This window comes from Pseudoalteromonas sp. SG41-1 (genome assembly GCF_014164575.1).
Lineage (GTDB): Bacteria > Pseudomonadota > Gammaproteobacteria > Enterobacterales > Alteromonadaceae > Pseudoalteromonas > Pseudoalteromonas rhizosphaerae.
Genome location: NZ_JACJFL010000003.1, coordinates 40,093 through 63,404 on the forward strand (window position 1 = coordinate 40,093; position 23,312 = coordinate 63,404).

Below are 23,312 nucleotides of genomic sequence, written 5' to 3' on the forward strand. Positions count from 1 at the left end.
GCACATTATAACGGCAGTTTTGATTATTACCAGTAGAGTTTATTGAAACAAGCTATTGATTTTTATTATTAAATAAACAGCTAGAGATTCGGAAATTTATCATTATCTAGACATAATACTTTATAAATAATGGCAAAAAAAAGGCTCACTAAGTGAGCCTTTTTTCAAAACATAACAGGTTATTACCAGCCAGTTTTTTCTTTAAGTGCTTTACCGATATCAGCAAGTGAACGTACAGTTTTTACGCCCGCAGCTTCTAATGCAGCAAATTTCTCATCAGCAGTACCTTTACCGCCAGCGATGATTGCGCCAGCATGACCCATACGCTTACCTTCTGGTGCAGTAACACCAGCAATGTAAGAAACAACAGGCTTAGTAACGTTAGCTTTGATGTACTCTGCAGCTTCTTCTTCTGCAGTACCACCGATTTCACCGATCATTACGATCGCTTCAGTTTGTGGATCTTTTTCGAACATTTCTAAAACGTCGATAAAGTTAGTACCAGGAATTGGGTCGCCACCAATACCAACACAGGTAGACTGACCGAAACCTGCATCTGTAGTTTGTTTAACAGCTTCGTACGTTAAAGTACCAGAGCGAGAAACAATACCTACTTTACCAGGTTTGTGGATGTGACCAGGCATGATACCAATCTTAGTCTCACCAGGAGTGATAACACCTGGACAGTTAGGACCGATCATACGAGTACCTGTTTGATCTAGTTTAACTTTAACGTCAACCATATCAAGTGTAGGGATACCTTCAGTGATACAAACGATTAGCTCGATGCCCGCATCGATTGCTTCTAAGATAGCATCTTTACAAAAAGGTGCTGGTACATAGATAACTGATGCAGTTGCACCTGTTGCTTCTACAGCATCACGTACAGTGTTAAATACTGGAAGACCAAGGTGCGTTTGACCGCCTTTACCTGGGCTTACACCACCAACCATTTGTGTACCGTACTCAAGCGCTTGCTCTGAGTGGAAAGTACCTTGGCCACCGGTGAAACCTTGGCAGATAACTTTTGTATCTTTATTGATTAATACAGACATTATTTGCCCTCCGCAGCAGCAACAACTTTTTCAGCCGCGTCTGTTAGTGATTCAGCAGCAATGATATCTAGACCAGAATTCTTAAGAACTTCACGACCTAGCTCAGCGTTAGTACCTTCTAAACGTACAACTACAGGTACGTTTACGCCAACTTCTTTAACTGCGCCAATGATGCCTTCAGCGATCATGTCACAACGAACGATACCACCAAAGATGTTAACTAAAACAGCTTTAACGTTGTCATCTGAAAGAATGATTTTGAATGCTTCAGATACACGTTCTTTAGTCGCGCCGCCGCCAACATCTAGGAAGTTTGCAGGCTTACCACCATGTAGGTTTACGATATCCATAGTACCCATTGCTAGGCCTGCACCGTTAACCATACAACCAACGTTACCGTCTAATGCAACGTAGTTAAGTTCAAAACTTGCTGCATGTGCTTCACGTGCATCTTCTTGTGATGGATCGTGGAAATCACGCATTTTAGGTTGACGGTAAAGTGCATTACCATCGATACCGATTTTGCCGTCAAGACAGTGAAGGTTACCTTCATCAGTGATAACAAGCGGGTTGATTTCAAGTAGTGCGAAATCGAAATCAGTAAACATTTTACCAAGACCCATGAAGATCTGTACGAACTGTTTCATTTGTACTGGGTTAAGACCCAATTTAAAACCTAGTTCACGTGCTTGGTAAGCTTGAGGACCTACTAATGGGTCGATCTCTGCTTTGTGGATAAGCTCTGGTGTTTCTTCAGCAACAGTTTCAATTTCAACACCGCCTTCAGTAGACGCCATGAAAACAACTTTGCGAGATGCACGGTCAACAACTGCACCTAAGTACAATTCGTTGGCGATATCAGTACAGCTTTCTACTAAAATTTTAGCAACTGGCTGACCATTCTCGTCTGTTTGGTAAGTAACTAGGTTTTTACCTAACCAGTTAGCTGCAAACGCTTTAACTTCGTCGATAGTTTTAACTAGCTTTACACCGCCAGCTTTACCACGTCCACCTGCGTGAACCTGAGTTTTAACAACCCACATATCACCGCCGATTTTCTCAGCAGCTGCTGCAGCTTCTTCAGGTGTATCGCAAGCGAAACCTTGAGAAACTGGTAAACCATATTCGGCAAAAAGTTGTTTTGCCTGATACTCATGCAAATTCATGATGCTTTATCCAATTTTTTATACTAAAAGAGCTGACTATTTTTATAAATAGACAGCTATCCCAAATTGCGCACCTAGTATAGATCCCAAGGCTTAACATGAAAACCCCAGTACGACCAAAGGCGCAAAAAAAAAGCTGTGAATATGACTCACAGCTTATATTTTATACTACTGAATTAAACATCCAGTAATAAACGAGTTGGATCTTCAAGTAACTCTTTAATTGTTACTAAGAAGCCAACAGATTCTTTACCATCTATTTGGCGATGATCATAAGATAATGCCAAATACATCATAGGAAGAATTTCAACTTTACCATTCACAGCCATTGGACGATCTTGGATTTTATGCATACCCAAAATTGAAGACTGCGGTAAGTTGATAATAGGTGTTGATAGTAACGAACCGAACACACCACCGTTAGTGATAGTGAAGTTACCACCAGTCATGTCGTCAAGTGTTAACTTACCATCACGACCTTTAAGTGCTAATTCACGAATACCTTTTTCGATTTCAGCAACAGATAGCTTATCGCAATCTTTTAGTACTGGAGTCACTAGGCCACGTGGCGTAGAAACTGCAATGCTGATATCAAAATAGTTGTGGTATACGATATCATCGCCATCAATTGATGCATTTACGTCAGGGAAACGTTTTAGTGCTTCAGTAACTGCTTTTACGTAAAAAGACATGAAACCTAAACGGATACCGTGACGTTTCTCGAACACTTCTTGATACTGCTTACGAAGATCCATGATTGGTTTCATGTTAACTTCGTTAAATGTCGTTAACATTGCAGTAGAGTTTTTCGCTTCAAGAAGACGATTAGCAATGGTTTTACGTAAACGTGTCATAGGAACGCGTTTTTGTGTACGGTCACCCATTGGTGCCGCTGGCGCTGCTTCAGCTTTCGCCGCAGGAGCTGGTGACTTCAAGAATTGATCAACATCTTCTTTTGTCACACGACCATTTTTACCAGAGCCTTTAATTTTAGAAGCATCTAGGCCTTTTTCTGCGATTAAACGACGCACTGACGGTGTTAACACGTCTGAACTATCGCTAGAATCAGCAGCTGGAGCTTGTTCTTTTGCTGCAGGGGCTGCAGCTGGTGCGCCACCGGCTTTAACTTTACCGATAACTTGGTCACCCAGTACTGTATCGCCTTCTGCGTGAATAATTTCACCCATTACGCCATCTTCTTGAGCAACAACTTCAAGAACAACTTTATCAGTTTCGATATCAACTAGGTTTTGATCGCGTGTTACTGCGTCACCTGGTTGCACATGCCAAGTAGCTACTGTCGCGTCTGCGACTGATTCTGGAAGTACAGGTACTTTAATGTCCACTTCTTTACCTTCTGATGCTGGTGCTGATTGCGCCGCTGGCGCGTTTTCTTGTTTGTCTGAAGCTGGTGCAGCTTCGCTCTTTGCGTCTTCAGTTGGCGTAGCTGCATCAGCCTCACCAATGATACCGATCACTTGGTCGCCAAGTACGGTTGCACCTTCTTCTTGTGAAATTTCAGTGATCACACCGTCATGTGGTGCAACAACTTCTAAAACAACTTTGTCTGTTTCGATATCTACTAAGTTCTGATCACGGCTTACTTTGTCGCCAACACTTACATGCCATGTAGCAACGGAAGCATCAGCAACCGACTCAGGAAGAACAGGAACTTTAATTTCTGTGCTCATTGCTTATCCTTTATTTTCAATAGTAAGCGCGTCTGCGACAAGCGCTTGTTGTTCTTTAGTATGCACTGACATATAACCACACGCTGGAGAAGCAGAGGCTTTACGACCTGCATATTTAAGCTTCGCACCTTGTGGGATTGCATCTACAAAGTGGTGTTGTGAACAATACCAAGCACCTTGGTTTTGCGGCTCTTCTTGACACCAAACAAAGTCTTTCACATGTTGATAACGCGCCATAATGGCTTCCATTTCATCATGTGGGAATGGGTATAACTGTTCAACACGCACAATAGCAACATTCTCTTGCTCAAGCTTACGACGCTCTTGTAATAGCTCGTAGTAAACCTTACCACTACAAAATACTACGCGTTCTACTTTCTTAGCATCAATATCATCGATTTCATCGATCATATTATGGAATACACCTTCTGCAAGCTCTTCAAGCGACGACGTTGCAAGTGGATGACGTAACAATGATTTAGGTGTCATAACAATCAGTGGGCGACGCAGTGGTCTTACTGATTGACGACGTAACATTGCATATACTTGTGCCGGTGTTGAAGGCACACATACTTGCATGTTGTGATCAGCACATAGCTGTAAGAAACGCTCTAAACGTGCTGAACTGTGTTCAGGACCTTGCCCTTCATAACCATGTGGCAATAAAATGGTCAGTCCACATAAGCGGCCCCATTTTTGCTCACCTGAACTTAAGAATTGGTCAAATACAACTTGTGCGCCGTTAGCAAAATCACCAAACTGTGCTTCCCACAGTACTAGTGATGTTGGCTCTGCTGTCGCATAACCATATTCAAACGCCACAACCGCTTCTTCTGAAAGCACTGAGTCAAATACTTGGAAAGTACCTTGATCTTCACTTAAGTGCTGTAAAGGCGTGTAAGTGGCCCCATCAGTTTGACTATGTACAACTGCATGGCGGTGGAAGAAAGTACCACGACCTGAATCTTGGCCTGTTAAACGAATATCAGTACCTTCAGTTGCGATCGTTGCATAAGCAAGTGTTTCTGCCATACCCCAATCAAGTGGTTTCTCACCGTTAGCCATTAATTTGCGATCATCGTAAATCTTTTTAACGCGAGACTGAGCTTTATATTGCTCAGGGTAACTTGCTATTTTGTTACCTAGTTCTTTTAATTTTTCAACTGGAACGCTGGCATCGTAATCAACACTCCATTCATGGCCAACATACTTAGCCCAATCAGATGAGTGTGATGTTTCTGGTTGAATTTCTTCAACAACACAATTGCCTTCGTCTAAACCATTACGGTAGTCATCAGCCAGTGCTTTAATTTCATCTTCAGTAAACGAGCCTTCAGCCATTAACTGATCTGCGTAGATCAAACGTGGCACTGGGTGTTTTTTGATTTTTTGGTACATGATCGGTTGAGTCGCATTCGGCTCATCCGCTTCATTATGGCCGTGACGACGATAACAAACTAAATCAATAACCACATCACGTTTAAATTGATTTCTGAAATCAAGTGCGATTTGCGTAACAAATGCAACCGCTTCAGGGTCATCTGAATTAACGTGGAAAATAGGCGATTGCACCATTTTTGCGATGTCTGTACAGTAATCTGTTGAACGTACATCGTATTGTTTGCTTGTAGTAAAACCAACTTGGTTGTTCACTACAATGCGAATACTACCACCACAACTAAACGCATTTGTTTGCGATAAGTTAAAGGTTTCTTGAACAACACCTTGGCCTGCCACTGCCGAGTCACCATGAATGGTGATAGGTAGTGCTTTAATACCTGAACTGTCACCCAAACGGTCTAAACGTGCACGAACCGAGCCCATAACTACTGGGTTTACGATTTCAAGATGCGATGGGTTAAAGGCAAGAGCCATATGAACTTTGCCACCTTTAGTAGCAAAATCCGAAGAGTAACCCATGTGGTATTTAACATCACCTGAGCTTAATGTTTCTTTATGCTTGCCAGCAAACTCATCAAATAGTTCTGATGGGTTTTTACCAAGTACATTGACAAGAACATTTAAGCGACCACGGTGAGCCATACCAATAACCGCTTCTTGTTGGCCACTTTCGCCAGCACGGTGAATAAGCTCTTTAAGCATTGGTACTAATGCATCACCACCTTCAAGTGAGAAACGTTTAGCACCGGGGAACTTAGCCCCTAAATATTTTTCAAGACCATCCGCTGCGGTTAATCCTTTAAGGATACGCAACTTTTCATCTTTACTGAATGTTGGACGTGATTGCACTGACTCTAAACGTTGCTGTAACCAACGCTTTTCTTCAGTTGATGTGATGTGCATATACTCAGCGCCAACAGAACCACAGTATGTGGTCATTAGAGCTTGATATAACTCACCTAAAGGCATGGTATCGCGGCCTACGGCAAACGATCCCACGTTAAATTCACGGTCAAAATCAGCTTTAGATAATTCATGATATTCAAGCTCTAAGTCTCGAACACGTTCACGTTGCCAAATGCCCAATGGATCTAGGTTGGCATTTTGATGACCACGGAAACGGAAAGCATTTATAAGCTGGAGAACTTTGACTTGTTTAGGGTCACTGCTTCCACCTTCTGCTACCACTACTTCTCTATGCTTGTTTTTCGCAAGCGCCGCAAACTGTGCACGAACTTCTGAATGCTTAACTTCAACATCCACACCATCAACTTTTGGTAATTGTTCGAACACTTCTCGCCATTCTTCTGGCACAGAAGTCGCATTGTCTAAATACGCTTCATAAAGCTCTTCTATATAAGCAACGTTGCCGCCGTTTAAATGTGAAGATTCTAGCCATGCCTTCATCACACCTTCGTGCATTTATAAGCCCTTTTCTTTAGCGCAGAAATTAATTGTAATAACAAGATGGCCAATTCACATTAGCCATCTTACATTTATCAAGATTATTAAACCGAACGGCTTATTAACATTGATTTGATTTGTCCGATTGCCTTAGTTGGATTAAGACCCTTAGGACAAACGCTAACACAGTTCATAATACTGTGACAACGGAACACGCTGAATGCATCGTCTAAATCAGCTAAACGCTCTTCAGTTGCCGTATCGCGGCTATCAGCCAAGAAACGGTAAGCATGAAGAAGACCAGCTGGACCTATGAACTTGTCTGGATTCCACCAAAACGAAGGACACGATGTTGAACAACATGCACATAGAATACACTCATACAAGCCATCTAACTTATCACGTTCTTCGATTGATTGAAGACGTTCACCCGCCGCTGGCGTGTCATTAATTAAGTATGGTTTAACTTTTTCGTATTGAGTGTAGAACTGACTCATGTCAATAACAAGGTCACGTACCACAGGTAAACCTGGTAATGGACGTATTACAATTTTACCTTTGCCATTTTTTTGTAGCGTAGATAAAGGAGTAATACATGCTAAACCATTTTTACCATTCATGTTAACACCGTCAGAACCACATACACCTTCACGGCATGAGCGACGGAATGATAACGTTGGATCTTGCTCTTTTAATAATAAAAGTGCATCCAAAACCATCATGTCGTGGCCTTCTTCCGTTTGCAAAGTATATTCTTGCATACGTGGGGCGTTATCAACATCTGGATTATAACGATAAACAGAAAATTGTACTTGTGCCATCGTCTCGCTCCTAGTAGGTACGTGCTTTAGGTGGAAATGCTTCGCGCAGTTTAGGCGCATAGTTAACATCACGTTTGCTCATTTCATCCGTTACCGGATTGAAAACAGAGTGACATAGCCAGTTTTCGTCATCACGATCTGGGAAGTCAAAGCGAGAGTGTGCACCACGGCTTTCTGTACGGAAGTTTGCAGCGACTGCAGTTGAGTACGCTGTTTCCATCATGTTATCTAGCTCTAGACATTCGATACGTGCAGTGTTGAAGTCTAATGATTTATCATCAAGACGCGCATGCTGCAGACGTTCACGAATTTCTTTAAGTTCTTTAAGACCTGCTGCCATTGACTCACCTTCACGGAATACCGAGAAGTTAAGTTGCATACATTGCTGTAGATCTTTCTTGATTTGGACTGGATCTTCGCCTTGACCAATTGTTGAGTTTTCCCAACGATTAAAGCGAGCAAGTGACGCTTCTAAATCTGACTCAGAGGCATCTTTAGATACTTCAACATCATTTAGGTATGTACCTAAGAAGTTACCAGCTGCACGACCAAATACCACTAAATCAAGCAATGAGTTACCACCTAAGCGGTTTGCACCGTGTACAGATACACAGGCAATCTCACCAACTGCAAATAAGCCTTCAACTACTTTCTCATTGCCTTGGGCATCGATTTTTAGTACTTGCCCATTTACATTGGTTGGTACGCCACCCATCATATAATGGCAAGTAGGAATTACTGGAATTGGCTCTTTAGCAGGGTCAACGTGAGCAAATGTTTTAGCAAGATCACATACACCAGGAAGACGTAGATTAAGCGTTTCTTCACCTAAGTGATCAAGCTTAAGCTTAATGTGTGGACCCCAAGGACCATCACAACCACGACCTTCACGGATTTCTGTCATCATTGAACGAGCAACAACATCGCGTGACGCTAAATCTTTTGCATTCGGTGCATAACGTTCCATGAAACGCTCGCCATCTTTATTTAAAAGATAACCACCTTCACCACGACAACCTTCAGTTACTAGCGTACCCGCACCAGCAATACCGGTTGGGTGAAATTGCCACATTTCCATGTCTTGCATAGAAATGCCGGCACGAGTTGCCATACCAACACCGTCACCAGTATTGATGTGTGCATTAGTCGTTGATGCGAAGATACGACCTGCGCCACCCGTTGCTAGTACAACAGCTTTAGATTTAAAGTAAACAACTTCGCCGGTTTCGATATCGATTGCAGTACAACCAACAACATTACCATCATCGTTTTTAACTAAATCTAATGCATACCATTCAGAAAATACATTGGTTTTGTTTTTAACGTTTTGCTGGTAAAGAAGGTGTAATAACGCATGACCAGTACGGTCAGCTGCAGCCGCAGTCCGTGCAGCTTGCTCACCACCAAAATTCTTCGATTGACCACCGAAAGGACGTTGGTAAACACGGCCATTTTCAAAACGAGAAAATGGTAGACCCATGTTTTCTAATTCAGTAATTGCTTCTGGGCCTGTTTTACACATATATTCGATAGCGTCTTGGTCACCGATGAAATCGGAACCTTTAACAGTATCGTACATGTGCCATTCCCAGTTATCTTCATGTGAGTTACCCAAAGCAACCGTAATACCACCTTGTGCAGACACAGTGTGAGAACGGGTTGGGAATACTTTAGAGATAAGCGCACAGGTTTTACCTGATTCAGTGATTGCAAGTGCTGCGCGCATACCCGCACCACCTGCGCCAATCACAACGGCATCAAATTCACGAACAGAATATTTCACTTAAACACCCCATAAAACGATTAGACCAATAGCTACGTATGCAACGGCCATAAGGTTTAATACAAACCCTAAAACAGCGCGTAATGTTGCATTTTTCACGTAATCAGTCAGTACTTGCCAAAGGCCAATACGGGTATGAACCATAATGCAAACGAGGGTAATTAACGTAAACCCTTTCATTGCGAGGTTTGAAAACAGGCCTTGCCATGCTTCAAAAGTAACTTCTGGTGTACATAAGAAGTAGCCGATAATAAAAATCGCATACGCGGTAATTACTAGTGCCGTGGTACGTAATGAGACATAATCTTGTACACCATCACGCTTTAGAGTTGCTTGATTTAAAACCATATCCACACCCCTGCTAGAACAGAAGCCACAACGCCAAGTGCCATAGCAATTTTAGCGCTGAGGTTACCTGATTCAAGTTCTTCCCAATGTCCCATATCCATAATGATATGACGAATACCGCCGATAAGGTGGTATGCCAATACGGAAATGGTGCCCCAAGCTATAAATTTGGCAATGAATCCGCTAAACAGACCCTTGACGAATTCAAAACCTTCAGCAGAAGAAAGAGACTCAGACCAAGCCCAAATGACAAACGTTAAAGCAAAAAATAACGCAACACCGGTGACGCGGTGAAAAATTGATGCTTTAGCCGTTGCCGGCATTGATATAGTTGTTAGATCTAGATTTACAGGTCTTTGCTTTTTCACAGTTACTTGCCCATCTTGCCCACTAGGAGCTCATCTACTTGTTTTTCTTAACCCACCAGAAAACGATTTTTCTGATGGAACTATCTAAGTAAAGCTTTTTGTTACGACTAAAATTCACATTTTTGCAAAGATTAGCTGTAAAAATAACGTTTACCTACAGACAATACGGTATAAAACCTTCGATAGTATATATAGCCAAAGGTCTTTTTACAATTCTTGTTTAGTTAGAGCTATTTGCGAATTAGCCAATGGTATAATATTTAATCCCGTCAGAATATTTATTATACATTTGTGCATAATGTTTATAAAAATTGACTTTAACCCCCTCTTTCACGTTAAAATGAAAAGGATGTGCTTAAACAGATTCAGAACATAACAATCAGAGTTGTTATCTTAATAGGAGATAAATAGATGGCGGATAAGAAAGCCACAGTCCATATTGATGGTCTAGATCCAATCGAACTTCCAATTTACCAAGGTACTGCTGGTCAGGATGTAATCGATGTACGTACGTTAGGTGCTCACGGTCATTTCACATATGATCCAGGTTTCATGTCGACTGGTTCTTGCGAATCTTCAATTACATATATCGACGGTGGCAAAGGGATATTACTTCACCGTGGTTACCCAATTGAACAACTAGCCGAAGACTCAGATTATGTTGAGTTGTGTTATTTACTGTTAAACGGTGAATTACCAACTAAAGAGCAATATACTGATTTTGCATCACAAATCACACATAGCACGATGCTTGATGAGAAAATTGCAAACTTCTTCCAAGGCTTCCGTTTTGATGCCCATCCAATGGCTATGCTATGTGGTGTAGTTGGTGCATTATCATCTTTTTATCATGAAGATCTTGATATTACTGATGCAACACAACGTAAAACAAGTGCTGTAAAATTAATTGCTAAGCTTCCAACTATCGCAGCGATGGCTTATAAATACAACGTAGGTCAACCATTCGTTTACCCACGCAATGATTTAAGCTATGCAGAAAACTTCTTACATATGATGTTCTCTGTACCAGCTGAAGAATATAAAGTTAATCCAGTGACTGCTAAAGCAATGGATAAAATCTTTATGCTTCACGCTGATCACGAGCAAAATGCATCAACGTCTACAGTACGCTTAGCTGGTTCTTCTGGTGCTAACCCATATGCATGTATTGCCGCAGGTATCGCATCACTTTGGGGCCCTGCACATGGCGGTGCTAACGAAGCATGTTTAAACATGTTAGAAGAAATTGGCTCTGTTGATCGCATCGACGAATACGTTGCTAAAGCAAAAGATAAGTCGGACCCATTCCGTCTTATGGGCTTTGGACACCGTGTTTACAAAAACTTCGATCCGCGTGCAACTGTAATGCGTCAAACCTGTCACGAAGTACTTGCTGAGCTTAATATTCAAGATCCGTTGCTAGATATTGCAATGAAACTTGAGCAAATTGCATTAGAAGACCCATACTTTGTTGAGAAGAAACTTTACCCTAACGTAGACTTCTACTCAGGTATTATCTTAAAAGCAATTGGTATCCCAACAAGCATGTTCACTGTGATTTTCGCAATGGCACGTACTGTTGGTTGGATCACACACTGGGACGAGATGTTATCTCAACCTGGTCATAAGATCAGCCGTCCACGTCAGCTATATACTGGTCACACACACCGTGATTACGTAGCAACAGACAAGCGTTAATTTTATAGTTGATGCTAAATAGGGCCGCATTTGCGGCCTTTTTTGTATCTAGTCCTTGAGAAATATCACAAAGCCATTACAATTCCGGTTCAGTTTTTAATTCGGCTTTGGTGTGCTTGATGTTGAAAAGTTATGTTTAATATAGAAAAAATTCGCGCAGACTTTCCTGCCCTAAAACAACTCATCAACGGGCAACCGCTGGTCTATCTTGATTCGGCTGCAACCACCCAAAAACCACTGTCAGTTATCAGCGCGACTGAGCATTTTTACGCACGTAATAATGCTAACGTTCATCGTGGCCGCCATACCTTAAGCGAACAAGCAACCCACGCCTATGAACAAGCAAGACAGACCGTTGCCAATTATTTTAATATCGACGCAAATGAGTTAGTTTGGACCAAAGGAGCTACTGAGGCAATAAACTTAGTTGCGAATGGTTTAACTGAGCAGCTTGATAATGATTCAACCATCATCATTTCAGCCTTAGAGCATCACGCTAATATTGTGCCATGGCAACAGTTAGCAAAGCGCACGGGAGCAAAGCTGCTGGCACTTCCGTTACAAAAAAATGGCAGCTTTGATGTTCAAGCATGTGTTGAATTCATCAGTCAGCATAAGCCATCTGTACTTGCTATCACTCACGCGTCTAATGCACTTGGTAATATCACAGATCTTGACCCAATATTACATGCCGCAAAACGCCATGACGCAATTACCTTAGTGGATGGTGCGCAAGCTGCGCTGCATTTACAGCCAAATTTACCTCAACTTGGTTGTGATTTTTATGTTTTTTCGGCTCATAAAATGCTCGGGCCGACCGGATTAGGAGGATTATATGGTCGTTATGATCGATTAAATAGTTTAGCTGTGTATCAAACTGGTGGCGAAATGATTGAAACTGTTACATTAGCAAAAACAATATTTCGTCAGGCACCAGCAAAGTTTGAAGCAGGTACACCAAACATTGCTGCAGTGATCGCTTTTGCAGCTGCAATCGATTATCTAACCAGTTTAAATAAGACTAATGTATATACTCATGAACAAGTAATTTTTAATTATGCGGCAGAAAAACTGCAAGCCATCGCAGGAATTACCGTTTATAGCAACATTGAGAACAATATTGGTACCCTTTGTTTCAATTATAAAGACGAACACCCTTTCGATATAGCAACACTTTTAGATGGTTATGGTATAGCAGTTCGCAGCGGTCATCATTGTGCGCAGCCATTAATGCAACATTTAGGTATTAATGGCAGTGTTCGAGCCAGCTTTGCATTTTATAATAACCATAGCGATGTTGATTTATTTATCGCTGCTTTGCAAAATTGCTTAGAGTTATTAGACTAATTATGGATAAGACATGATTAAAACGTTTAAAGAAATTGCTTCATCGCTTGAGAGCTCGCCATCATGGCAACAAAAATACCGTGAAATAATGCTACTAGGTAAACAATTACCAGCTATGCCGGCTGTTTTAAAAACCAGCGATGCCCTTGTACCTGGCTGTGAGAGTAAAGTTTGGCTGTATTTGGATTTTGATCTTGAAGAAAATTGCTTGGTTATTATTGGTGACTCAGATACCCGTATAGTAAAAGGGTTATTAGCGATTATTCTGTCGCTTTATAATGGTTTAACCCCTGAACAAGCTATTAACACTGACGCATTTGCACAGTTTAATCATTTAGGGCTTATCCAGCACCTTAGTCCTTCCAGAGGCAACGGTATTAAAGCCATGGTTGAGCGTATTCAAACCATGGCAGAACAGAAAAACTAATTTTTCACGGTACGTGCGCAGCGATCTAAATATTTACGTATTGATTTTGCTGCGACAAAAAAACCAAAACTTCCGGTTACCATAGTCGCTGAACCAAAACCGTTGTTACAATCCATATTCATGGAGCCATCAGCCCCCTGTTTAGCATGACAAACGCTGCCATCAGTACTTGGATATACCAATTGCTCAGTTGAATAAACACAATCGATGTTGAATTTTCGCTTTGGATTGCTACTAAAGTTGTACTGCTTGCGCAAAATATATCGGACTTTTGCCAGTAATGGATCATGGGTGGTCTTTGCTACATCACCAAAAGTGATTTGACTCGGATCAGTTTGACCGCCAGCACCACCGGTGGTGATCACCGGTATTTTGTTACGTTTACAATGCGCTATTAATGCCGCTTTTTCTTTTACTGCATCAATGCAATCTATGACATAGTCAAAACCACTTATATGCTCACGAATATTATCTAAAGTAATAAAATCATCGACAACACTGACCTCACACAGTGGATTGATCAATTCACAGCGGGCCTTCATTGCGACAACCTTTGCTTCACCCACCGTGCCTGTTAATGCATGTATTTGCCGATTCACGTTGGTTGCACAAATATCATCAAGATCAATTAAGGTTATTTTACCAACTCCAGTACGTGCTAGAGCCTCTGCCGCCCACGAGCCCACGCCACCAATACCAATAACACAAAAGTGGGCTTGTTGTAGCCATTCAAATTCAGTGTTGCCATATAATCTTTTGATACCACCAAAACGGATATCGGTTACTTTTTCACTCATTTACCAATCCAGTTGCCATGGTGTCTGCCAAGGCTGAAAATTTTCATGTTCAATTAATGTTGTAAACTCATCATCGTAATGCGGTAACAAACTAAATTGCTGTAGTTTACCTTGCCACACAAAACTTAGTGCAAAAGCATGTAAATAGGTGCGCTCAGCAGCAGTACCACCGTATATTACATCACCTAAAATCGGCGCAGAAAGGCTTTTTAGCGCGACCCGTAATTGGTGCGTTTTACCCGAGTAAGGCTTTAAGATAAATGCCCTTCTATTGGCTTTAAAATTAATAGAATAAAAGCGAGTTATGGCTGGGTTTTCTTTACTTGTTAGTAGCTTATAGGTACTACGGCGTGATTTAGCCATATCCCCTTTGATCCAACCTTGCTTTTTCTTCGGTTTGCAATCACTTATCGCCAAATAAAACTTATTAACTTGATGAGCAGTAAATAAAACTGTCAGCTTTGCAGCCGCTTCACTACTGCGTGCTAAAATTATTAGCCCCGATGTCACTTTATCAAGGCGGTGCACAGCATATAACTTTTCTGCGAGTTGTTGCTCAGCGAGTACTACAAAACCTGGGCCTTCTTCACTATGGAAATTAAGCCCGGCAGGTTTTTCTATAATATAAAAATCAAGGTGCTTTGCTATAACCTTGAGTAATGTGAACGTGTTCACCACTTAATGACTTTGCAGTATAGCAATTACACGCGCTAAATCATCAGGCGTATCAACCCCTGCTTGGGGTGTTATTTTTGCCTGTTCTATTTTTATTTTATAGCCATGATATAAAACACGTAATTGCTCAAGAGATTCAAGTTGCTCTAATGGGGATGGCGTCAGTGAGATGTATTGTTTAATAAAACCAGCGCGGTATGCATAAATACCCACATGACGTTGAAAATCTTGTGTGTCTAATCCGTTATTCTCACCAGTGTACATATGACTACGATCATAGGGAATGCTGGCACGAGAAAAGTACAGTGCATTTTTATTTACATCGCTGACGACTTTAACTGCATTGGGATTAAAGATCTCATCGACATTCTCAATGGCGGCACTCAAGGTCGCCATTGGCGCACTTGAATTAGCAAGTAAAGCTGCAACTTGCGAGACATTTTCAGCGGCTAATAAAGGCTCATCACCTTGCACATTCACTACAATAATATCGTTATTAAGTGATAATAAATCAACAACTTCAGCTAGCCGTTCAGTGCCTGACTGATGATCATCTCGAGTCATTAAGACATTATTAGTAAAGCCTTTGACAACATCAAAAACCTGTTGATGATCGGTGGCTATTACGACCTTACTAGCCCCTGACGCCATCGCCTTTTCATAAACATGTTGAATCATAGGTTTGCCACAAATATCAGCAAGGGGTTTACCTGGTAGACGACTCGATGCAAAGCGCGCTGGAATAACGACTACGAATTCCACTTTTCAATCTCTTCTAAGCTCAATTCACGCGCTTCATTTTCTAGTAATACAGGAATATCATCTCGAATAGGGTAAGCAAGTTTTGCAGCTGTGCTGATCAATTCACTGTTTTCTTTGTCTAAACGTAATTTGCCTTTACACACTGGGCAAGCAATTATTTCAAGTAATTTTGTATCAAAGGCCATCTAGGATCCCTTTTTCTCTCAGTAATAAGTTAAGTTTAGATACCACCGCAGGGGATGGCTCTGCGTCAACATGTAAAAAATACCACGTTGGTTTTGCAAATGAGTGACATTTTACCGCATCTTTCTCCGTCATAAACACTATTTCATCATTAAATTTTATGAAATCTTGTGCTGTATAACCATAATGATCTCGAAAATGATGACAACTTAGCAATGTAATGCCTTGTTGACGTAAGCTATTTTCAAAACGTTGTGGATTACCAATGGCGCTCACTGCGTGACCTCTCAAAAGCGGGACTTTAGTGGCTATATTAGTGGCAACATTTACTAAATCAGCACTTCTTAGCTGATAATTAAACATGGCATTCCCCCCATTTTCAATAACCAAATCAACTAATTTTAAACGTTTTTGTGTTTCTCTCAGTGGCCCCGCAGGCATTAACAAGCCATTGCCAAAACGTCGTTGACTATCAACAATACAGCACTCTATTGTTCTGGCCATTTTATAATGTTGCATACCATCATCGGAAATAATCACATCAAGCTGATGTTGCGCAATTAATTGCTTTATATTAGCTTGTCGATCTGGGCCTACAACTACAGGGCAGTCAAGCCTGCGTTGAATAAGTACCGGCTCATCACCTGCCTGAGTCGTATCAGTATGCTCAGTCACAGTGAGTGGATAGCTATCACTGTTGCCGCCATAGCCTCGACTAATAATGCCAACCCTTAAGCCACGCTGCTTTAGGTAATTCGCAAGCCAGATCACAAAGGGAGTTTTCCCGTTACCACCGACGCTAATATTACCTACCACGATAACTGGCACAGGGCTTTGGTATGCCTTCAATAAACCTAGCGCATACGCTAATTTACGCAGATTACTTATAAACCAAAATAATCCACTCAGTGGTAAAAGTAATACGGTAAGAAAGCTTATACCTCGATACCAGCTTTGTTCTAATTTACTCACCCGTGCTCACCAAATTGCATCTTGCAAAGCGCTGCATACGTGCCATCATTAGCCAGTAAGCTGATGTGATCACCACTTTCTATCACTTGACCATTATCAATAACATAGATGTGGTCGCTTTGTTCTATTGTTGATAATCGGTGAGCAATCACAATAGAGGTTTTATTTTTCATTAATGCTTCTAAAGCTTGCTGGATCAGTTTTTCAGACTCTGTATCTAATGCAGAAGTTGCTTCATCTAAAATCAAAATTGGTGCATCTTTTAAGATTGCTCTTGCAATCGCTATACGCTGGCGTTGCCCGCCAGATAACATAACGCCATTTTCACCGACCATGGTATTTAGACCGTCGGGTAAATCTTTCACAAACTCCCACACATGTGCTTGTTTTGCCACATTCAAGACCTCGTCATCACTAAGTGGACGTGCAATACCATAACTGATGTTATTGGCAATGGTGTCATTAAACAACACTACTTGCTGTGATACTAGAGCAAATTGGCGACGTAAATCTGTTAACTTATAATCCGCCAGTGGCACGCCATCGAGTAAAATCTCGCTTGGCGGTTGTAAGTCATAATAACGTGGTAATAAGTTTGAAATAGTTGATTTACCAGAACCTGAACGCCCAACTAACGCAATACTCTCGCCCGCTTTTATAGTGAGCGATAAGTTTTTTAATACAGCTTCTGCTTTCGTTGGGTAATTAAAGGTGACATTTTTAACTTCAATCATACCTTTTACTTTATCTACACTAATTGTACCAACGTCTTTTTCGGCCTCTTGGTCAAGCACTAAAAAAATGCTTTGCGCTGCAGATATGCCACGCTGTAAATCGCTATTTACATTAGCTAATTGCTTTAAAGGGCGTAATAACATCATCATCGATGAAATAAGCACCACAAAATCCCCAGAGCTCACTGTATCAATCATTGATGGCATAGAAACCACCCAGAGAATAACTGCCATTGCACTTGCAGCCAAAATTTGAATCACAGACACACTAAGTGCTTTAGTGGCATCCATTTTGATACGCTGCTGACGATTATGATTATTAATTTTTGCAAATTGGGTTATTTCTTGCTGTTGACCGCCAAAGCCATGAATAACTTTATGGCCACTGAGCATTTGCTCTGAGCTACGGGTAACTTGCCCCATTGCCGATTGAATATTTTTAGAGATAAGACGAAAACGTTTTGATACAACGGAAACAATAACTGCCACCAGGGGGATTATGATCAAAAAGATTAATGACAGCTTCCAACTTGTATAAAACATAACAGCCAGTAAAAACACCACAAATGCGCCTTCTCTGACTACTATAAGCATTGCTTTGGTGATCGCTTGCTGCACTTGCTCGGTATCGAACGTTATTTTTGAAATTAAATCCCCAGTTGAATTTTGATCATGAAAGGCAACGGGTAAATGTAAAATATGCTCAAATAATTGCTGACGTAACGAGCGGACAACTTGTGAACCCACATAACTTAAACAATAAGACGAGATATAGTTAAAAATACCCCGGCCAAACACTAACGCGATGACAACAAATGGTGCGTATTTTAATACTTCAGCGTTGCGTTGATTTAAGCCCTGATCTATAAATGGCTTCATTAGTTGGATAAATAAAGCATCCATAGCTGAGTAGCCAATCATGCCAATCACAGCAAAAATGGCAACGCTTTTATAATCCCCCACATACGTCAATAAACGCTTATAAATTTGTGATGTAGTTTGGTCCATAGTACTCTCTTATTCATAATCTGTGGCTATTGTAGCCTCCAGTTGCACAAAACTAAACTCAATCTTTTAGAAACCAATAACTTTCATCTTCACGAGCTAGGTTTACTGTGTAGTGATGTTGATAAAACTCAATTTTAACCTGCCCTTTTTCAGCTGTTGTATATTGTAAAGCGTGCTGCTTAGCATAACGTGATAAAACTTCTGTACGTGGAAATTGCCACTGCCCTTTATATGCCGTTGAATGAATAACAACCTCAGGAGCAACCGCATGAATAAATGCATCACTTGATGAGGTATTACTACCATGGTGAGGACTCAATAATACCGTACTTTTAAGCACACCTTGCTGCTGGATTAGTTGTGCTTCTCTTTTTGTTGAAATATCACCAGGAAGCAAAACACTGAACCTGCCATCACTGATATGCACTACACAAGAGTTATCATTGTCAGTTATTAAATGCTGTGCCGGCTCGCTCACGGTAATGATTAAGTCATAAAAACTATATTCGCCCGCTCTGCAAACTTGCTCTGGGCCAGTTGGTTGTAGCAATTTAAAAGTATGCTGGTAACCATGCTCTAACCAATGGGTAAGCCCTCCGGCATGGTCTTTATCCATGTGGCTAATAAGCGAAACTTCAACATCAATACCGTTTCTTTTTAAATAGGGTATTAAGGTGCTATTGACCCGCGTAAATGTATTAAAATAAATTGGGCCAAGATCATAAATAAAACCTTTGTCTTGATTACTGACTAACACCATGGTGCCATGACCCACATCGAATACATTAAGCTGCCAGCGCGGTTTGGTCAGTAAATAGTGATCGAGTACAACCAGTAGTAATGGTATGCATGCCAACAAACGCCAGGGCAAAAAACACACAATTATTGCTGCAATATAGCTACTAACAAGCAATTGCTGGCTAAAATTTGTGGTATCAAACCAACGAAAATTCTGTGGGATCAACAATAAGAGCTGATAAATATGCTGTAATAATGAATCAAACACACTAATCAACCCGCTAATATCAATAAATACACTGATTGCGGAAAATAATACTAAGCAAGGCATGATAATAAAACCAAGTAATGGGATAGCCACTAAATTAACAACTAAGCCAATTACGCTGACCCCATTGAAATAATAAAGCGATAGCGGTAATAAACCAATAAACAAAGCAAACTGTAGGGTAATGAGTGTTTTTATGATGGCTAAAAAGCCGGAGCTGGTTATGGTTATGACACTAAAAACCCAAAAGATAATTGCTACCGCAGTGAATGAAAAATAAAGTCCTGGATTAAGTAAACTAAATGGGTCGATGAGCAATACACATACTAATGCAAACAAGATAAATCGCCAGCGCAGTGCCTGTTTAGCAAAGTAATAAATAACTAAATAACATCCTAACATGATCAAAGCGCGAGTTGCCGATACGATAAAACCACTTAAGTACACATAACTAAAAGCAAGCACAAATCCACCTAAACTATAAATAAGCGACAAATTGATCTGCTGTACTGTTGGTTTAACCACAAAAATAAAAAAACTTATTAAGTAGCGGGTTATAAAAAAACCGATACTAAACATCAAGCCAATATGTAATCCAGAAATGGCTAATAAATGGCTAATACCAAATTGTTGTAATTCTTGCTTTTGTGAAAAACTCATAGCACTGCGGTCGCCAGTCATTAGCGGATAATACAGCCAATTTAGCGAGTTATGTTGGTAGGTGTGTTTGATAAAATCACGGTATTTTTCAATTAGGTCAGCTTCATAGTTATTAGAGATTTCGATAATACTACCAACTTGCTTGCCTTTAAAAAATAGTCGCTCACTAAATGCGTAACGCTCTTTATCAAACACATCATAATTTTTTTGGCTGCGATATTTTTCTAATTCAAGCCACGTTTTAACATGATCACCCACCTTAAGTAACTGGTCGTTATTAAAAGTCAGCAATGCAAAAGGAGGCTTAATATTTGATAGAGGTTGATTATCTATCTTATTGAGCCGAACTTTTAAATAATAGTGATCACGCTGAGAAATAACCTCAACAATCGTAATATTACTTAGATATGGTTTATTTTCATCCAAAGCCAAGCTGGAAATTGCGTAGAAGCTGGTAAAATGTACCCATACACACAAAATTCCACAAATAAAACCTAACAATACACTGTAAAACGGCTTAAAATAGAGACTCGCAATTAACAGAGATAACGCGAAAACTGTAAATACAAGGGTCTGATAATAAAAAACGGTTATAATACAACCAACGACAAACCCAACGCTTAACCAAACAGATGTAAATGGTTGCTTTAAATGGCTAAAAAAACGATCCAACGGTTTTTACCCGATCACAATAAAGTTAAACATCATAAATATTTAAAAATTTTTGGTCGTTTACTCCACGATGCCAATCTATGGCATTTAAATCGTCGTTCAGCTCGTGGGGCATTTTCCGTCGGTTTATTCTTTGCTTTCATTCCGGTTCCTTTTCAGATGGTGCTTGCTGCTGCATTGGCAATTCCGTTACGAGTAAATCTTCCTATTTCTGTCGCAGTAGTTTGGATCACTAATCCGCTAACCATGCCACCTATCTTTTATTGTTCGTATTTAATTGGCACATTAGTGTTAGGACAGCCGGAACAACATTTTGCATTTCAACCAAGTTGGCAATGGTTTATGGAAAGCTTAACAACTATTGGCCCTGCTTTTTTAGTTGGCTCTTTGATCAGTGCTTGTATCGCATCAGTAATAGGCTACTTCGGTGTTGATTTACTATGGCGTCGTTCAGTGCGTAAAGCATGGTTAAATCGTCATAAAAAATAACTGTTTCTAATTTAAAGTATAGACAAAAAAAAACCCTGCTTAGCAAAGCAGGGTTTTTTTTCAATACTAAGTGACCGTTAATGCTGGATCACCCAGTAATAATTTCAAAAACTAACGAAATATACGACGTAGACCAACTAGAGGAAGTAATAATAACGTATACCAAGGGAAACTAGACGATTGACGCTCATATGTGTCAGTTTCAGGATCAGAGCAGCTATCAATAGTCCCATTAATAGGAGATAACTTCACTGGCACAGCAATACTTTCGTATTCTATCTCACCATTAATATCACGAACAATACCACCTAATGAATCAGTTTTTTCTACTGTTTTAGTAGCAACACCAAAAATTTCATTTTTATTGTTAATCACTTTCGCTTCTGCAACGACATAACCATAACGAGTTTCACCGTCTGCTTCATAGCAAGGCAGTAAATCATTTATGTTTGTAATCGCATCTTCACCAATCTTGTACAGGAAACCTTCTCGGCGACGCGCACCAACATTAAATACGTCAGTTTCACCTTCACCAACAATATAACCATTATCATTAATATCATTGGCAACTGAAGTAGAACTATTAAAGAAATCTTTTGGGAATACAGTACTGCTGCTGGCAATATCATGATAGAAAAACTTAAGACGATCAGCGCCTTCAATTCTTTTTATACCATAGCCAACAATAATGTTATTTTCATTAATGGCTACTGACTTACCACCAGTCCAATCATCTTCTTGATTGAGGATTTCAACAACGTTACCGTCTTTGTAATAAACAGGTAATGCTCTGATTGTTGACGATCTATCATTATCACGAATGTCAGAGTAACCAGCAACAATGCCATTACTATTAACAGCGAGTGCATTACTTATAAATGCAAACCCGTCATCCTCTTCTGGCGTAAGGCCTAAACCAAGCGGTTCAGTTTTAGTAATATTTAAGTTTGTATCAAGTGTCCACTTAATAGCACGGCTATCAAACAGTCGTGATGATGTACTTCTATGCAAATTTTCAATACAAACACTGACAGGTTCATCTTCACCATCACAGTTATCATCAATATTTTCTTGTCTATCAACTGGGATCCCCGTTGATACTTGCCCGACTACAATATATCCTGTGTTGGTTTTAACTATACCGTTGGCTGAACTTAAGCCGCCATGTTCAGAATATTCTGGCACTAATGGCACATTTAAACCGGATGGTGATATAACAACGCCACGGGAGATAAAATCACGCACAAATTGTGTTTCTTCTTCAGTTTCACCATCAGGAAGAAAACTGGTTTTTTCATAAGGCGCACTGCCCCAACCTACCGTAATACCGTCTTCTGCTACTGCATTATAGTTATTGCTAACTGATCGTGTTAGGCCATCATAATCAACTGATGCAACATCAAAAAGAACTTGTTCTTGCGCTATACCGTCCAAAATATTGTAACCGATGATATTAGCCAATTTTTGATATTCTGGGTTGTTAGCTTGTGCTGATAAAAATGAAAGCATAAAACTATGTGCGTCTGGGTTAGTCGCCGCTGCATTATTGTTTTCAATATCATCTAAGGTAAAGGTAATTTCTTTATCAATTAACTCAAAGTAGTTTTCTTGGTTGCTATATGCATTTTTAATTAAGTTATCTGTAAAATCGATGTAACTCACATCTATGGGTAAGTTATATAAGCCGTTAGACTGCCCGATAATATAGCCGCTTTCGCTGACATCTTTTACGTAATTATGCTTGGCTTCGTCTAAAGAACTCAGCTCTGTCAACTGATATGTTGCACTGATTGCTGATGTACTCATCGTAGCTAGAATACTAGCCGCGAGTAATTTATATTTCAT

The 23,312-nt window shown here is 40.3% G+C and carries 20 protein-coding genes; 4 read left to right on the forward strand and 16 right to left on the reverse strand.

The window, feature by feature from the left end; translation table 11 throughout:
- Positions 1-182 precede the first annotated feature (182 nt).
- The 8 genes from sucD to sdhC all read right to left on the reverse strand — a co-directional run bounded on the left by sucD (position 183) and on the right by sdhC (position 10,037).
- Positions 183-1,055, reverse strand: a complete 873-nt coding sequence (sucD, locus tag H5203_RS03320; RefSeq protein WP_145233870.1) for a succinate--CoA ligase subunit alpha — start codon at positions 1,053-1,055, stop codon at positions 183-185.
- A complete protein-coding gene (gene sucC / locus H5203_RS03325) occupies positions 1,055-2,221 on the reverse strand; it encodes an ADP-forming succinate--CoA ligase subunit beta (RefSeq protein ID WP_145233868.1) in 1,167 nt (388 codons plus the stop codon). Before sucC ends, sucD begins: the two co-directional genes overlap by 1 nt.
- Before the next feature lie 176 nt (positions 2,222-2,397).
- Entirely contained in the window at positions 2,398-3,912 is a 1,515-nt protein-coding gene (gene odhB, locus H5203_RS03330) for a 2-oxoglutarate dehydrogenase complex dihydrolipoyllysine-residue succinyltransferase (protein WP_145233866.1), read from the reverse strand.
- A 3-nt stretch (positions 3,913-3,915) separates the two neighbouring features.
- Complete coding sequence (gene sucA, locus H5203_RS03335) at positions 3,916-6,735, reverse strand: 2-oxoglutarate dehydrogenase E1 component (RefSeq protein ID WP_145233864.1); 2,820 nt, start codon at positions 6,733-6,735, stop codon at positions 3,916-3,918.
- An 86-nt stretch (positions 6,736-6,821) separates the two neighbouring features.
- Positions 6,822-7,538 (reverse strand): succinate dehydrogenase iron-sulfur subunit, encoded by a 717-nt coding sequence (locus tag H5203_RS03340; protein WP_016709644.1) that lies wholly within the window; start codon positions 7,536-7,538, stop codon positions 6,822-6,824.
- 10 nt (positions 7,539-7,548) lie between these two features.
- Positions 7,549-9,321, reverse strand: a complete 1,773-nt coding sequence (gene sdhA / locus H5203_RS03345) for a succinate dehydrogenase flavoprotein subunit (protein ID WP_145233862.1) — start codon at positions 9,319-9,321, stop codon at positions 7,549-7,551.
- Positions 9,322-9,669 (reverse strand): succinate dehydrogenase, hydrophobic membrane anchor protein, encoded by a 348-nt coding sequence (sdhD, locus tag H5203_RS03350; protein WP_145233859.1) that lies wholly within the window; start codon positions 9,667-9,669, stop codon positions 9,322-9,324.
- Positions 9,660-10,037, reverse strand: coding sequence for a succinate dehydrogenase, cytochrome b556 subunit (gene sdhC / locus H5203_RS03355; RefSeq protein WP_145233857.1), 378 nt, complete (start codon positions 10,035-10,037; stop codon positions 9,660-9,662). Before sdhC ends, sdhD begins: the two co-directional genes overlap by 10 nt.
- Positions 10,038-10,448: 411 nt before the next feature.
- Between sdhC and H5203_RS03360 the strand changes: the two genes are divergently transcribed.
- The 3 genes from H5203_RS03360 (at position 10,449) to H5203_RS03370 (ending at position 13,509) form a co-directional block, all read left to right on the forward strand.
- Positions 10,449-11,735, forward strand: coding sequence for a citrate synthase (locus H5203_RS03360; protein ID WP_145233855.1), 1,287 nt, complete (start codon positions 10,449-10,451; stop codon positions 11,733-11,735).
- Positions 11,736-11,867: 132 nt separating this feature from the next.
- Positions 11,868-13,082: an aminotransferase class V-fold PLP-dependent enzyme gene (locus tag H5203_RS03365; RefSeq protein ID WP_145233853.1), complete on the forward strand. Its 1,215-nt coding sequence runs from the start codon at positions 11,868-11,870 to the stop codon at positions 13,080-13,082.
- A 13-nt stretch (positions 13,083-13,095) separates the two neighbouring features.
- Complete coding sequence (locus H5203_RS03370; RefSeq protein ID WP_145233851.1) at positions 13,096-13,509, forward strand: SufE family protein; 414 nt, start codon at positions 13,096-13,098, stop codon at positions 13,507-13,509.
- On the opposite strand, the gene tcdA is transcribed toward H5203_RS03370, so the two are convergent.
- Genes tcdA through H5203_RS03405 form a run of 7 tightly spaced genes read right to left on the reverse strand, consistent with a single transcriptional unit; the run spans position 13,506 to position 20,732 of the window.
- Entirely contained in the window at positions 13,506-14,306 is an 801-nt protein-coding gene (gene tcdA / locus H5203_RS03375; RefSeq protein ID WP_182730946.1) for a tRNA cyclic N6-threonylcarbamoyladenosine(37) synthase TcdA, read from the reverse strand. The genes H5203_RS03370 and tcdA overlap by 4 nt on opposite strands.
- Entirely contained in the window at positions 14,307-14,981 is a 675-nt protein-coding gene (locus tag H5203_RS03380; protein WP_257325926.1) for a TIGR01621 family pseudouridine synthase, read from the reverse strand.
- 3 nt (positions 14,982-14,984) lie between these two features.
- Positions 14,985-15,743 (reverse strand): 3-deoxy-manno-octulosonate cytidylyltransferase, encoded by a 759-nt coding sequence (kdsB, locus tag H5203_RS03385; protein WP_145233845.1) that lies wholly within the window; start codon positions 15,741-15,743, stop codon positions 14,985-14,987.
- Complete coding sequence (locus tag H5203_RS03390; protein ID WP_145233843.1) at positions 15,731-15,928, reverse strand: Trm112 family protein; 198 nt, start codon at positions 15,926-15,928, stop codon at positions 15,731-15,733. Before H5203_RS03390 ends, kdsB begins: the two co-directional genes overlap by 13 nt.
- Complete coding sequence (lpxK, locus tag H5203_RS03395) at positions 15,918-16,898, reverse strand: tetraacyldisaccharide 4'-kinase (RefSeq protein WP_182819379.1); 981 nt, start codon at positions 16,896-16,898, stop codon at positions 15,918-15,920. The genes H5203_RS03390 and lpxK overlap by 11 nt, the downstream gene beginning before the upstream one ends.
- Positions 16,895-18,640: a lipid A export permease/ATP-binding protein MsbA gene (msbA, locus tag H5203_RS03400; RefSeq protein ID WP_145233839.1), complete on the reverse strand. Its 1,746-nt coding sequence runs from the start codon at positions 18,638-18,640 to the stop codon at positions 16,895-16,897. Before msbA ends, lpxK begins: the two co-directional genes overlap by 4 nt.
- A 58-nt stretch (positions 18,641-18,698) precedes the next feature.
- A complete protein-coding gene (locus H5203_RS03405; RefSeq protein ID WP_310736541.1) occupies positions 18,699-20,732 on the reverse strand; it encodes a DNA internalization-related competence protein ComEC/Rec2 in 2,034 nt (677 codons plus the stop codon).
- Between the two features lie 225 nt (positions 20,733-20,957).
- On the opposite strand from H5203_RS03405, the gene H5203_RS03410 reads away from it, so the two are divergent.
- Positions 20,958-21,467, forward strand: coding sequence for a DUF2062 domain-containing protein (locus tag H5203_RS03410; RefSeq protein ID WP_145233835.1), 510 nt, complete (start codon positions 20,958-20,960; stop codon positions 21,465-21,467).
- A 111-nt stretch (positions 21,468-21,578) separates the two neighbouring features.
- Here H5203_RS03410 and H5203_RS03415 read toward each other — a convergent pair whose 3' ends face one another.
- A complete protein-coding gene (locus H5203_RS03415; protein ID WP_182819381.1) occupies positions 21,579-23,312 on the reverse strand; it encodes a DUF3466 family protein in 1,734 nt (577 codons plus the stop codon).

Coding starts and splice junctions, on each gene's coding strand:
- sucD (WP_145233870.1), bottom strand. CDS start 1,055: ATGTCTGTATTAATCAATAAAGATACAAAAGTTATCTGCCAAGGTTTC.
- sucC (WP_145233868.1), bottom strand. CDS start 2,221: ATGAATTTGCATGAGTATCAGGCAAAACAACTTTTTGCCGAATATGGT.
- odhB (WP_145233866.1), bottom strand. CDS start 3,912: ATGAGCACAGAAATTAAAGTTCCTGTTCTTCCTGAGTCGGTTGCTGAT.
- sucA (WP_145233864.1), bottom strand. CDS start 6,735: ATGCACGAAGGTGTGATGAAGGCATGGCTAGAATCTTCACATTTAAAC.
- H5203_RS03340 (WP_016709644.1), bottom strand. CDS start 7,538: ATGGCACAAGTACAATTTTCTGTTTATCGTTATAATCCAGATGTTGAT.
- sdhD (WP_145233859.1), bottom strand. CDS start 9,669: ATGGTTTTAAATCAAGCAACTCTAAAGCGTGATGGTGTACAAGATTAT.
- H5203_RS03360 (WP_145233855.1), top strand. CDS start 10,449: ATGGCGGATAAGAAAGCCACAGTCCATATTGATGGTCTAGATCCAATC.
- H5203_RS03365 (WP_145233853.1), top strand. CDS start 11,868: ATGTTTAATATAGAAAAAATTCGCGCAGACTTTCCTGCCCTAAAACAA.
- H5203_RS03370 (WP_145233851.1), top strand. CDS start 13,096: ATGATTAAAACGTTTAAAGAAATTGCTTCATCGCTTGAGAGCTCGCCA.
- tcdA (WP_182730946.1), bottom strand. CDS start 14,306: ATGAGTGAAAAAGTAACCGATATCCGTTTTGGTGGTATCAAAAGATTA.
- H5203_RS03390 (WP_145233843.1), bottom strand. CDS start 15,928: ATGGCCTTTGATACAAAATTACTTGAAATAATTGCTTGCCCAGTGTGT.
- msbA (WP_145233839.1), bottom strand. CDS start 18,640: ATGGACCAAACTACATCACAAATTTATAAGCGTTTATTGACGTATGTG.
- H5203_RS03410 (WP_145233835.1), top strand. CDS start 20,958: ATGGCTAAAAAAACGATCCAACGGTTTTTACCCGATCACAATAAAGTT.
- H5203_RS03415 (WP_182819381.1), bottom strand. CDS start 23,312: ATGAAATATAAATTACTCGCGGCTAGTATTCTAGCTACGATGAGTACA.